Source organism: Citrobacter sp. Cu231 (assembly GCF_030332265.1).
GTDB lineage: Bacteria > Pseudomonadota > Gammaproteobacteria > Enterobacterales > Enterobacteriaceae > Citrobacter > Citrobacter meridianamericanus.
Map to the genome: position 1 here is coordinate 343,432 of NZ_JAOWIE010000029.1, position 12,476 is coordinate 355,907.

General features: G+C 51.0%; 10 protein-coding genes and 2 pseudogenes. 6 read left to right on the forward strand and 6 right to left on the reverse strand.

All coding sequences use genetic code 11. The features are described 5' to 3' along the window. Positions 1-8 precede the first annotated feature (8 nt). The 5 genes from parE to nudF are packed head-to-tail and all read right to left on the reverse strand — an operon-like array spanning position 9 to position 4,414. Positions 9-1,901 carry a DNA topoisomerase IV subunit B gene (gene parE, locus OGY15_RS04685; RefSeq protein WP_286538533.1) on the reverse strand — a complete coding sequence of 631 codons (1,893 nt, stop codon included), beginning with the start codon at positions 1,899-1,901 and terminating at the stop codon, positions 9-11. Between the two features lie 28 nt (positions 1,902-1,929). Beyond that, positions 1,930-2,511, reverse strand: a complete 582-nt coding sequence (gene yqiA / locus OGY15_RS04690; RefSeq protein ID WP_151217732.1) for an esterase YqiA — start codon at positions 2,509-2,511, stop codon at positions 1,930-1,932. Next, complete coding sequence (cpdA, locus tag OGY15_RS04695; RefSeq protein ID WP_187253262.1) at positions 2,511-3,338, reverse strand: 3',5'-cyclic-AMP phosphodiesterase; 828 nt, start codon at positions 3,336-3,338, stop codon at positions 2,511-2,513. The genes yqiA and cpdA overlap by 1 nt, the downstream gene beginning before the upstream one ends. 24 nt (positions 3,339-3,362) lie before the next feature. Next, entirely contained in the window at positions 3,363-3,785 is a 423-nt protein-coding gene (locus tag OGY15_RS04700; protein WP_151217734.1) for a DUF1249 family protein, read from the reverse strand. Then, on the reverse strand, positions 3,782-4,414 hold the full coding sequence (nudF, locus tag OGY15_RS04705; RefSeq protein WP_151217735.1) for an ADP-ribose diphosphatase: 633 nt from the start codon (positions 4,412-4,414) through the stop codon (positions 3,782-3,784). Before nudF ends, OGY15_RS04700 begins: the two co-directional genes overlap by 4 nt. Positions 4,415-4,619: 205 nt before the next feature. Here nudF and tolC point away from each other — a divergent pair, with 205 nt between their 5' ends. From tolC to OGY15_RS04720, 3 genes are all read left to right on the forward strand, one after another. Continuing rightward, positions 4,620-6,101 (forward strand): outer membrane channel protein TolC, encoded by a 1,482-nt coding sequence (gene tolC, locus OGY15_RS04710; RefSeq protein WP_151217736.1) that lies wholly within the window; start codon positions 4,620-4,622, stop codon positions 6,099-6,101. 157 nt (positions 6,102-6,258) lie between these two features. Continuing rightward, a complete protein-coding gene (locus OGY15_RS04715) occupies positions 6,259-6,936 on the forward strand; it encodes a DUF1190 family protein (protein WP_003024591.1) in 678 nt (225 codons plus the stop codon). Between the two features lie 5 nt (positions 6,937-6,941). Then, positions 6,942-8,102, forward strand: a complete 1,161-nt coding sequence (locus tag OGY15_RS04720; RefSeq protein WP_151217737.1) for a glutathionylspermidine synthase family protein — start codon at positions 6,942-6,944, stop codon at positions 8,100-8,102. Positions 8,103-8,145: 43 nt separating this feature from the next. On the opposite strand, the gene ygiD is transcribed toward OGY15_RS04720, so the two are convergent. Continuing rightward, on the reverse strand, positions 8,146-8,934 hold the full coding sequence (ygiD, locus tag OGY15_RS04725; RefSeq protein WP_151217738.1) for a 4,5-DOPA-extradiol-dioxygenase: 789 nt from the start codon (positions 8,932-8,934) through the stop codon (positions 8,146-8,148). A gap of 147 nt (positions 8,935-9,081) precedes the next feature. Between ygiD and zupT the strand changes: the two genes are divergently transcribed. From zupT to OGY15_RS04745, 3 genes and pseudogenes are all read left to right on the forward strand, one after another. After that, positions 9,082-9,855, forward strand: a complete 774-nt coding sequence (gene zupT / locus OGY15_RS04730) for a zinc transporter ZupT (RefSeq protein WP_151217739.1) — start codon at positions 9,082-9,084, stop codon at positions 9,853-9,855. Positions 9,856-10,494: 639 nt separating this feature from the next. Next, positions 10,495-12,110 (forward strand): annotated as a pseudogene (gene assT / locus OGY15_RS04740) (arylsulfate sulfotransferase AssT); the annotation flags it as partial. A gap of 14 nt (positions 12,111-12,124) precedes the next feature. Further along, a pseudogene (locus tag OGY15_RS04745) lies at positions 12,125-12,283 on the forward strand (protein-disulfide oxidoreductase DsbI); the annotation flags it as partial. Positions 12,284-12,476: the final 193 nt, after the last annotated feature.

A 12,476-nucleotide genomic window follows, 5' to 3' on the forward strand; every position in this document is an offset into this window, starting at 1 on the left:
ACGGTCAATTAACCTTCAAGATCCGCCAGGTCGCCCTTCTCCTGCAACCAGTTACGACGATCTTCAGAACACTTCTTGGCCAGCAGCATATCCATCATGGCGTTGGTACGCTGATCGTCTTCATCATCGATGATGAGCTGTACCAGGCGACGGGTGTTCGGATCCAGCGTCGTTTCGCGCAGCTGCATCGGGTTCATTTCACCCAGACCTTTAAAGCGCTGGACGTTCGGCTTGCCTTTCTTGCGCTTTAACTGCTCCAGTACGCCCGCTTTCTCTTCTTCCGTTAGCGCGTAATACACCTCTTTACCCAGGTCGATACGGTATAAAGGCGGAAGCGCCACGTAAACGTGTCCGTGTTTCACCAGCGTACGGAAATGCTTCACAAACAATGCGCACAGCAGCGTGGCAATATGCAGGCCATCGGAGTCCGCATCCGCCAGAATACAGATCTTACCGTAGCGCAGCTGGCTCAGATCGTCGCTGTCCGGATCGATGCCGATCGCCACCGAAATATCGTGAACTTCCTGTGAGGCCAGCACTTCATCGGAAGAGACTTCCCAGGTGTTAAGGATCTTACCTTTGAGCGGCATGATCGCCTGATATTCACGATCGCGCGCCTGTTTGGCCGAGCCACCCGCCGAGTCACCTTCGACGAGGAACAATTCAGTGCGATTGAGATCCTGTGCGGTACAGTCCGCCAGTTTCCCCGGCAACGCCGGACCGCTGGTCAGCTTTTTACGTACCACTTTTTTCGCCGCGCGCAGACGACGCTGGGCGCTGGAAATCGCCATCTCAGCCAGCAGCTCGGCTGACTGCACGTTCTGGTTCAGCCACAGGCTAAAGGCATCTTTCACCACGCCAGAAACAAACGCCGCACACTGACGTGAAGACAGACGTTCTTTGGTTTGACCGGCAAACTGTGGATCCTGCATTTTCACAGACAAAACGTACGCGCAGCGATCCCAGATATCTTCCGCCGACAGCTTCACGCCGCGCGGCAGGATATTGCGGTATTCGCAGAACTCGCGCATCGCATCCAGCAGGCCCTGACGCAGGCCGTTGACGTGCGTCCCGCCCTGCATGGTTGGGATCAGGTTCACATAGCTTTCGGTCAGCAGCTCGCCGCCTTCCGGCAGCCAGAGCAGCGCCCAGTCCACGGTTTCTGTTTCACCGCTGAAATTACCGATAAACGGTTTTTCCGGCAGCGTCGGCAGGCCATTCACCGCTTCGCTCAGATAGTCATTCAGACCATCCTGGTAGCACCAGCGCTGTTCGCTGTTGTTGACCTCATCCTTAAAGGTGATCTCAACGCCCGGGCACAGTACCGCTTTGGCTTTCAGTACGTGCGTTAAGCGCGAAACGGAAAAGCGCGGGCTGTCAAAGAAGCTTTCATCCGGCCAGAAGTGCACGCTGGTTCCGGTATTGCGTTTACCGCAGGTACCGACTACCTGTAAATCCTGCACCTTATCACCGTTCTCAAACGCGATGTTGTACACCTGCCCGTCGCGGCGCACGTTCACTTCGACACGCTTCGACAGGGCGTTGACCACGGAGATCCCTACCCCATGCAGCCCGCCAGAGAACTGGTAGTTCTTATTGGAGAACTTACCACCCGCGTGCAGACGACAGAGGATCAGCTCTACCGCCGGAACGCCTTCTTCAAGGTGAATGTCTACCGGCATGCCGCGGCCATCATCAATGACTTCCAGAGACTGGTCGGCATGTAAGATCACGTCCACGCGTTTCGCGTGGCCCGCCAGTGCTTCATCCACACTGTTATCAATCACTTCCTGTCCAAGATGGTTCGGACGGGTTGTATCGGTGTACATCCCTGGGCGACGGCGTACCGGCTCAAGCCCAGTGAGTACCTCAATGGCATCAGCGTTATAAGTTTGCGTCATGGTTTAAATAAGCAATTCGAATTGATCGTCAGAAACTGTGCAGTCCAAGGAAATCGACAATCGGGTTGAAATAATCTTCGAAGCCCGTGAATGCGTGGTTTCCGCCCTCAATAACTGTCTGACGGCAGGAGGCGTAATACGCCACCGCCTGGCGGTAGTCCAACACTTCATCGCCCGTTTGTTGAAGCAGCCAGATCAAATCCGGCGCTTCCAGCGGGTCAATCTGCATGACTTTAAGATCGTAAATATGGCGTGACTCTAGCACATATTGCTGCCCCGTGTAGGGGTTCTCGTTTTGACCGAGATAGTCGACCAGTAGTTCATAAGGCCGTACAGCGGGGTTCACCACCACGGCTGGCAGCATAAAACATTGCGACAGCCAGGTGGCGTAATAGCCGCCCAACGAGGAGCCGACAATTCCCAACGACTCTCCGCCATGTTCAAGAATGATCGATTCCAGCATCTCTGCAGCATGGGCCGGATACGGTGGTAGCTGCGGCACGATCATCTCTACGTGCGGATGATGCTCCGCCAGCCAGTTTTTCAGTAAGCACGCCTTCGCCGAACGAGGAGAACTGTTAAATCCGTGAAGATAGAGAAGCGTAGACATCAGTAGCCTTCTGAAGCGGTATCAGGGTGGAAACGATTACCCTGCAGACGGCGAACCTGAGTCTGCAACGTCCCGTCAGCAAAAAGCTCCAACGTCCGCCAGCCGGGGCTGATGGTATCTAACGTGAAGTTGGAACAATGCGGCTTAAACTGCACGCAGGTCGACGGCGTCGCCATCAGACGGCGTCCGTTCCAGTCCAGGTCCAGTTCCTGATGAATATGCCCGCACAGCAGATATTTCACGCGCGGATAGTTCACCAGTACGTTATCCAGCTCCGCGGCATTGCGCAGGCTATGCTGATCGAGCCAGCTGCAGCCCGCGGGCAGAGGATGGTGATGCAGAAGCAGCAAGGTATTGCGCTCAGGCGCATCGGCAAGTTTACGTTCCAACCATTCGAGCTGAAATTCGCTTAATTCACCGTGGGGAACGCCGAACACCTGGCTGTCGAGCAATAATATTTGCCACTGTTCGCCGATGAAAACGCGCTTGGCCGGAGAAATGCCCGCGTCCTGAAGCGCGCTGTACATTGCCGGCTGAAAATCATGATTACCCGGTAACCAAACGCAGGGCGCACGAAAGCTTGCGATGCCCTCAGCAAAATGCTGATAAGCCGCAGCGGATTGATCCTGCGCCAAATCCCCCGTCGCGACGATCAGATCGTACTCAGGCGACTCTGCATGTATGGCATCCAGTACGGATTGATAGCTGTCCCAGGTGTTCACACCCAGCAGCGTTTCATGCTTTTCGGCAAACAGGTGAGTGTCTGTAATTTGTAAGATCCTGACTCTGGCCTCACCAGCCAAAGGAAGGGTTAACAGGCTTTCCAAATGGTGTCCTTAGGTTTCACGACGCTAATAAACCGGAATCGCCATCGCTCCATGTGCTAAACAGTACCGTAACCAGTCGGCCAGAAACTGATTAATTTGATGCTTTTCGTCGCGTTGATGCAACTTTTTATTTGGATAATCATACCGCGCTTTGAAGCGAAAGATCTGCTGACTTGAACACACTTCAGCCACCCTCGCGTCATGATACAGGCGCACGGTTAATGACGGCAGGCTCCAGTAAGTGACAGCCGGTGCCGTTTGTTCGATCGTGACAAGCGTAGTGTATCGGGTCGATTCCACGATCGTTAACCGATATTGTGCGTTTGCTACCTGATAGCTCACTGTTTCACCGGCTGCGTCATTACGCGGCAGCAGGCGGCGCAATTGCGAATAATTGGTTTCGCACAGGCGCATCATTTCAGGGAAGTCAGGTGTGTAACGCTTCATTTTTTCCACTCAGTTTTTAACTCTTGATAGTGCAGCTGTAACCATTGCAAGGCGATGACAGAAGCCGCGTTGTCGATTCTCCCCTCTTCTACCCATTGATAAGCCTGCTCCCGGCTCACCACATGAACACGAATATCTTCGTTTTCATCAGCCAGACCATGAATTCCGCTCGCGGTCGTGGCGTCCACTTCGCCAACTAAAATAGACAGGCGCTCACTGGTACCACCTGGGCTTGCCAGATAGCTCAGAACGGGTTTCGTGCGTTTAACTTCCAGCCCGGCTTCTTCCATCGCTTCACGACGGGCCACATCCTCAACGGTTTCGCCCTCTTCGATCATGCCGGCCACCATTTCCAGTAGCCACGGGCTTTCGCTGGTATCAAACGCCGCGATACGGATCTGCTCGACCAGTACAACTTCGTCCCGCTCAGGGTCAAAGGGTAGCAAGACTGCCGCGTGTCCGCGCTCAAAAATTTCGCGCTTTACTTCACCGCTCATACCGCCGTTAAACAGGCGATGACGGAACCGATAAAGATCCAGTGAAAAAAAACCGCGGTATAGCGTTTCTCGTGCAATAATTTCTACATCATTTTTAGTGAAAGTCATTGGCAAGTTGTCTGGTTTACGCATTGTTCTGTCCTGAAACCAATAGTGATTAAAATGTGAATTTCAAGGTAGTTTGACTGATGTTTGAACGCCCTTGTGTTAAATTGATGCAAATTAACGCCGTATGGCACGTAACGCCAACTTTTTGCAGTGGCAGATTCTGCTAGAATCAGCAAATATTTTTATAATTTGATCAGCGCTAAATACTGCTTCACAACAAGGAATGCAAATGAAGAAATTGCTCCCCATCCTTATCGGCCTGAGCCTGTCGGGGTTCAGTACTTTGAGCCAGGCAGAAAACCTGATGCAGGTTTATCAGCAAGCACGCCTGAGCAACCCGGAATTGCGTAAATCGGCCGCCGATCGCGATGCTGCATTCGAAAAAATTAACGAAGCGCGTAGCCCATTACTGCCGCAACTGGGTTTAGGTGCCGATTACACCTACAGCAATGGCTACCGTGATGCAAACGGCGTCAACTCCAACGCTACCAGCGCGTCATTACAATTGACTCAGACGCTGTTCGACATGTCTAAATGGCGTGCCCTGACGCTGCAAGAAAAATCAGCGGGCATCCAGGACGTGACGTACCAGACCGATCAGCAAACGCTGATCCTGAATACCGCCACCGCTTATTTTAACGTACTGAACGCGATTGACGTGCTGTCGTACACCCAGGCACAGAAAGATGCGGTTTATCGTCAGTTAGATCAGACCACTCAGCGTTTTAACGTTGGCCTGGTCGCCATCACTGACGTACAAAACGCCCGCTCACAATACGATACCGTATTAGCGAATGAAGTGACTGCACGTAACAATCTGGATAACGCGGTAGAACAGCTGCGTCAGGTGACCGGTAACTACTACCCGGAACTTGCTTCGCTGAACGTTGATGGCTTTAAAACCAACAAACCGCAGGCGGTGAATGCGCTACTGAAAGAAGCGGAAAACCGCAACCTGACCTTATTGCAGGCACGTTTGAGCCAGGATCTGGCGCGCGAACAGATTCGTCAGGCGCAGGACGGTCATTTACCAACGCTGGATTTAACCGCCTCTACCGGCGTGTCTGACACCTCTTATAGTGGATCTAAAACCCGTGGTGCAACCGGCTCCCAGTATGACGACAGCAACATGGGTCAGAACAAAATCGGCCTGAGCTTCTCGCTGCCACTGTACCAGGGCGGAATGGTTAACTCGCAGGTGAAACAAGCGCAGTACAACTTTGTTGGCGCGAGTGAACAACTGGAAAGCGCGCACCGTAGCGTGGTGCAGACCGTTCGTTCTTCATTCAACAACATTAATGCCTCCATTAGTAGCATTAACGCGTACAAACAAGCGGTTGTCTCTGCCCAAAGCTCATTGGATGCGATGGAAGCCGGTTATTCCGTAGGTACACGTACCATTGTAGATGTGTTGGATGCCACCACCACGCTGTACAACGCCAAACAACAATTGGCTAATGCGCGTTATACCTATCTTATCAACCAGCTAAACGTCAAATCTGCGCTCGGTACGCTGAACGAGCAGGATCTGGTGGCGCTGAACAATACGCTGGGTAAACCGGTTTCCACAACGCCGGATACCGTGGCACCGCAAAATCCTCAACAAGATGCCGCCGTGAATGACTATAACGGCACTGGCAATCTGCCTGCGGCTCAGCCGACGGCTGCACGTTCAACCAGCAGCAACGGTAACAACCCGTTCCGTAATTGATGCTGAAGACGGGGCTTCGGCCCCGTCTGAACGTAAGGCAACGTAAAGATCCGCCTCTTCCTGCGCATTCTCGCCTCTTCCCGCTTCAATTTCGACCAGTCATCCTCTATCCTGAGCATTATTTACTGTGTTTACCACTGGGTCCTGGAAGACAAAAATGAAACGGACAAAATCGATACATCACGCCTCGTTCCGCAAAAGCTGGAGCGCGCGCCACCTGACTCCTGTCGCCCTGGCAGTTACCGCAGTGTTTATGCTCGCGGGCTGTGAAAAGAGTGACGAAACGGTTTCGCTTTATCAAAATGCGGACGACTGCTCTGCGGCTAATCCGGGTAAAAGCGCTGAATGTACCACCGCGTTTAACAACGCGCTGAAAGAAGCCGAACGCACCGCGCCAAAATACGCCACTCGCGAAGACTGTATTGCTGAATTCGGCGAAGGCCAGTGCCAGCAGGCACCTGCGCAAGCAGGCATGGCGCCGACCGGTGAAGGCCAGGCTCAGGCGCAGAACCAAAGCAGCGGCAGCTTCTGGATGCCGCTGATGGCCGGCTACATGATGGGCCGACTGATGGGCGGCGGAATGGGCGCTCAGCAACCGCTGTTCAGCTCGAAAAACCCAGCCAGCCCTGCATACGGCAAATATACTGACGCCAGCGGCAAAAACTACGGTGCAGCAACGCCGGGTCGCACCATGACCGTACCCAAAACTGCCATGGCGCCGAAACCAGCCACCACCTCTACCGTAACCCGCGGCGGATTTGGTGAATCAGTCGCTAAACAAAGCACCATGCAGCGTAGCGCAAGCGGTACTACCACACGTTCAATGGGTGGCTGATCGTCATGGAAAGAGTCAGTATTGTCGAGCGCCCGGACTGGCGCGATAAGGCCACCGAATACGGTTTCAACTTTCACACCATGTACGGCGAGCCGTACTGGTGTGAAGACGCATACTATAAGCTGACGCTTGCTCAGGTCGAAAAGCTGGAAGAGGTCACCGCTGAGCTGCATCAGATGTGCCTCAAGGTGGTTGAAAAGGTCATTGCCAGCGACGAGCTGATGACCAAATTTCGCATTCCGAAGCATACCTGGGGCTTTGTCCGTCAGTCCTGGCTGACACAGCAACCGTCGCTCTATTCCCGCCTCGATCTGGCGTGGGATGGAACCGGTGAACCTAAGCTTTTAGAAAACAACGCCGATACGCCCACCTCGCTGTACGAAGCTGCATTTTTCCAATGGATTTGGCTGGAAGATCAGCTCAATGCAGGCAATTTGCCGGAAGGCAGCGATCAGTTCAACAGTCTGCAGGAAAAGCTGATCGAGCGCTTCACCGCACTGCGTGAGCAATATGGTTTTCAGTTGCTACATCTGACCTGTTGTCGCGATACCGTTGAAGATCGCGGAACGATCCAGTATCTGCAGGATTGCGCTGCCGAAGCAGAAATCGCCACTGAATTCCTTTATGTTGAAGATATTGGTCTTGGTGAAAAAGGTCAGTTCACGGATTTAGAGGATCAGGTGATTGCCAACCTGTTTAAGCTCTATCCGTGGGAATTTATGCTGCGCGAGATGTTCTCCACTAAGCTGGAAGATGCCGGCGTCCGCTGGCTGGAACCGGCCTGGAAGAGCATTATCTCCAACAAAGCGTTGTTACCGCTGCTGTGGGAAATGTTCCCGAACCATCCGAATCTTCTGCCGGCGTACTTCGCCGAAGACGACTATCCGCAGATGGAGAAATTCGTCGTGAAACCGATCTTCTCGCGTGAAGGCGCTAACGTGTCGATCGTTGAGAACGGTAAAACGATCGAAGCGGTGGAAGGTCCGTACGGTGAAGAGGGAATGATCGTGCAGCAGTTCCATCAGCTACCGAAGTTCGGCGACAGCTACATGCTGATCGGCAGTTGGCTAATCAACGATCAACCTGCAGGTATCGGCATTCGCGAAGACCGCGCGCTGATCACACAGGATCTTTCCCGTTTCTATCCGCATATTTTTGTCGAGTAATTCGCTGTGCCCGGTATCGCTAATGCTTACCGGGCCTACGTTTTTATCCCACCTGCACTGACAACATACTCAGGCTACCCATCTCAATCCCATCAACAGGAATAGTCACTGGCTCTTTGCCATCCCACGCGCCGAGTACATACAGCAGCGGCAGATAGTGGTCCGCCGTTGGATTCGACAGCGATCCACCTTCATGATCGAGATAGTTCACCAGCGGGTGCTGTTCAACCGGTCCCTGCCATGTCAGGTTTGCCTTAACATAATCGTTGAATGAGGTCGCCCACGGATACGGTGTATTCTCGCCGTGCCAGCGTGCTGTGCGTAGGTTATGCACCACGTTACCGCTGGCCACCAGCATAATACCTTCATCGCGCAGCGCTGCCAGCTTACGACCCATTTCGAAATGCCAGGCCGCCGGTTTTGTACTATCAATGCTTAACTGCACCATCGGGATGTCGGCATTCGGGTACATCTTGATCAGCACGCCCCATGAACCGTGGTCAAAACCCCACGCCTCTTTGTCTAACGCGACGGGCACAGGAGCAAGTAAATCAACCAGGTGCTGCGCAAGTTCTGGCGAGCCCGGTGCCGGGTAATGTGTGTCATACAGCGCCTGCGGAAAACCACCGAAATCGTGGATCGTTTTAGGTGCTTCCATCGCGGTTACACCAGTGCCGCGCGTAAACCAGTGCGCTGAGACTACCACGATGGCTTTCGGACGTGGCAACGTTTCCCCCAGTTGCTGCCAGGCACGGGTATAAACGTTATCTTCCAGAACATTCATCGGGCTGCCGTGGCCCAAAAACAATGCTGGCATACGAGTTGAAGACATGATGATATCCTTACTGAGGGAGTCATTTTGATACCATCACAATACGCTTATTCGGTTGATGAAGAACTCAGATAACCATGATGAAGATCATCAGTTATTTTGACGATCTGGCCCGAAAGGTAGATTGATAAGGAGTTTGATTTGTCGATGTCAGTACCTTTACTTCTGACTTTACTGGCAGGTGCCGCTACGTTTATTGGCGCATTTCTCGGTGTGTTAGGGCAAAAGCCCTCCAACCGCGTTCTCGCCTTTTCTTTAGGCTTCGCCGCCGGGATAATGTTACTGATCTCCCTGATGGAGATGCTACCCGCCGCTCTGGCTGCTGAAGGCATGTCGCCAGTTTTGGGCTACGGGATGTTTATCTTTGGCTTGCTGGGCTATTTTGGCCTGGATCGTCTATTGCCACACGCCCACCCTCAGGATCTGGTACAGAAAACAAAGCAACCTCTACCCAGCTCCATTAAACGTACCGCTATTTTACTTACGCTCGGCATTAGCCTGCACAATTTCCCGGAAGGGATTGCGACTTTTGTTACCGCCAGCAGCAACCTCGAACTGGGGTTTGGCATTGCGCTTGCTGTCGCATTACATAATATACCTGAAGGTTTAGCCGTTGCCGGGCCCGTTTATGCCGCCACGGGTTCAAAACGTACCGCGATATTCTGGGCCGGGATCTCGGGAATGGCGGAAATACTGGGCGGCGTGCTGGCGTGGTTAATTCTTGGTAGTCTGATTTCACCGGTGGTAATGGCGGCAATAATGGCGGCGGTCGCCGGAATCATGGTGGCGCTGTCAGTCGATGAATTGATGCCACTGGCAAAAGAGATCGACCCAAATAATAATCCCAGCTATGGGGTCCTGTGCGGAATGTCGGTGATGGGGTTAAGTCTCGTCATCCTCCAGTCCATGGGAATCGGATAATCCAGAGGGCGGATGCCACCCTGCTATTTTACAGCATCCGCTCATCCATAGCAGAACGTGAAGGACTATTCCTGTTCCTTAATCACGCTGTTATCTTCTCCAGAACGACGGAAGAGTTTGTTTCGTGCCTCAAGCAATGCGTCTCTGTCCTGTCGGAATGCCCGACAATAACGCTTCATATGGCAATAATAACCCAATGCAACGAGTGCAATTAATACGATCCAATACCAGGCAATAAACATTCTTTTACCCTTAACATTTAACATCATTAAACATTTAACGTTAAAATTTTACATAAGCTTATTCTGACATACCCCTATAGTGGCATATTTCAGAAACAAATATATGATTTCGATCATATAAACCAGCAGCTATGCCAATAGCGAAAACAGTTATAAAAAATAAAACTCTGTCGACGAGATCACACTAAGCAATAATAAACATTGTCCTTAAAATACCTCACTCATACTATCCAGAAAACAATAAAAATTAGATCTTGTAAAATAATACACTTCATCAATATTTATATACCCACAATAAAAGTGACATCAGTAGTACCTTTTTCATTTTTAGCCATACCTTAAAAACATAATATATTCATTGAGGTTATTTTTATAGGTAATATAAGGAGATATATCCATGTTTAGGCAATATCGAAAAACACTTCTCGCAGGCACTCTGGCACTGACGTTTGGATTAACAGTTGGAAATTCCTTTGCCGCGGGTTTTCAATCCGCCAACCCGCAGGGAATCTGGGCGCAATAGTCGTTGATCTTTATGGAAACGCCCCACTTACCGCACTGGTTGAATTAGACAGTCACGTTATTTCAGATGTTAAAGTCACCGTTCATGGCAAAGGCGAGAAAGGAGTTCCTGTTACTTATACTGTTGGCAAAGAATCATTAGCAACCTATGACGGCGTGCCTATTTTTGGTCTTTATCAAAAGTTTGCTAATAAGGTCACCGTTGAATATAAAGAAAATGGCAAAGCCATGAAGGATGATTATGTAGTGCAAACGTCCGCCATCGTTAATCACTACATGGATAATCGTTCTGTTTCCGATTTACAGCAAACGAAAGTTATTAAGGTAGCGCCTGGTTTTGAAGATCGTCTCTATCTGGTGAATACCCATATCTTCAAGGCACAAGGGGCGGAATTCCACTGGCATGGCGAAAAAGATAAAAATGCCGGCATTCTGGATGCGGGTCCTGCGGGCGGGCATTACCCTTTGACATTGCCCCCTTCACCTTTATCGTCGATACGGAAGGTGAATATCGTTGGTGGCTGGATCAAGATACCTTTTACAATGGCCATGACATGGATATCAATAAGCGCGGTTACTTGATGGGTATCCGGGAAACGCCGCGCGGCACCTTCACAGCCGTTCAGGGTCAGCATTGGTACGAATTCGATATGATGGGGCAGATTCTGGCCGATCATAAGCTACCGCGCGGCTTCCTCGACGCGTCGCATGAATCGCTCGAAACAATCAACGACACCATGTTGCTTCGCGCGGGCAAACGCGATTATCGCAAAGAAGATGGCATCCATGTGCAAACTATCCGCGATCAGATAATTGAAGTAGACAAGTCAGGTCGTGTGGTTGACGTATGGGATCTGACAAAAATACTCGATCCGATGCGTGATGCGCTTCTGGGCGCACTGGACGCAAGCGCGGTAGCGTCAACGTTGACCTCGCTCATGCCGGTCAACAGGCGAAACTGGAGCCAGATACTCCTTACGGTGACGCCCTCGGAGTGGGTGCGGGTCGTAACTGGCGCACGTTAACTCCATTGCCTATGATGCCAAAGATGACTCCATTATTATCTCTTCCCGCCATCAGGGCGTCGTCAAAATCGGTCGTGATAAACAGGTGAAATGGATCCTCGCTCCGTCGAAAGGCTGGAATAAGGCGCTGGCAAGCAAGCTGTTAAAACCGATTGATAGTAAAGGCAATGCGCTAAAATGTGACGAAAACGGCAAGTGTGAAAACACCGATTTCGATTTTACTTATACACAGCACACCGCATGGCTCTCGAGCAAAGGAACATTAACCATCTTTGACAACGGCGATGGTCGTGGGCTCGAACAACCGGCATTGCCGACGATGAAATACTCTCGTTTCGTCGAATATAAAGTTGACGAGAAAAAAGGTACCGTTCAGCAAATCTGGGAATACGGCAAAGAGCGCAGTTACGATTTCTATAGTCCCATCACCTCGGTTATCGAATATCAGAAAGACCGTGACACTATGGTACGCAAACGTGATTTATCGATCTATACCAACAGTCTGAAGGCTGGTATCTGCTTCCACCGTGGCATTTTATGAACATGGCACAGGCTTGCTTACTGGCCTTTGGCCTATGTTTGCTGCTGTTGGTGATAATGAGCTGTGTCTGGGCTTTAAAAATGACCAGAATCAAATAATTAGAATGCTAATACTAAAGCAGAGGTCTGCATCCAGACTTCTGCTTTTCTCACATTAGCTATACAATTCAATTGGTATTACCCCTTTCGAATTAAAAACATTCCAAATTTATCTTCTCTTAACATCAATGATAATTTTTCCATATTGATATATTCTGATTTTAAGAAAAATAGTGCATTCAGCTCACAGTTT

Coding starts and splice junctions, on each gene's coding strand:
- parE (WP_286538533.1), bottom strand. CDS start 1,901: ATGACGCAAACTTATAACGCTGATGCCATTGAGGTACTCACTGGGCTT.
- yqiA (WP_151217732.1), bottom strand. CDS start 2,511: ATGTCTACGCTTCTCTATCTTCACGGATTTAACAGTTCTCCTCGTTCG.
- OGY15_RS04700 (WP_151217734.1), bottom strand. CDS start 3,785: ATGAAGCGTTACACACCTGACTTCCCTGAAATGATGCGCCTGTGCGAA.
- nudF (WP_151217735.1), bottom strand. CDS start 4,414: ATGCGTAAACCAGACAACTTGCCAATGACTTTCACTAAAAATGATGTA.
- tolC (WP_151217736.1), top strand. CDS start 4,620: ATGAAGAAATTGCTCCCCATCCTTATCGGCCTGAGCCTGTCGGGGTTC.
- OGY15_RS04715 (WP_003024591.1), top strand. CDS start 6,259: ATGAAACGGACAAAATCGATACATCACGCCTCGTTCCGCAAAAGCTGG.
- OGY15_RS04720 (WP_151217737.1), top strand. CDS start 6,942: ATGGAAAGAGTCAGTATTGTCGAGCGCCCGGACTGGCGCGATAAGGCC.
- ygiD (WP_151217738.1), bottom strand. CDS start 8,934: ATGTCTTCAACTCGTATGCCAGCATTGTTTTTGGGCCACGGCAGCCCG.
- zupT (WP_151217739.1), top strand. CDS start 9,082: ATGTCAGTACCTTTACTTCTGACTTTACTGGCAGGTGCCGCTACGTTT.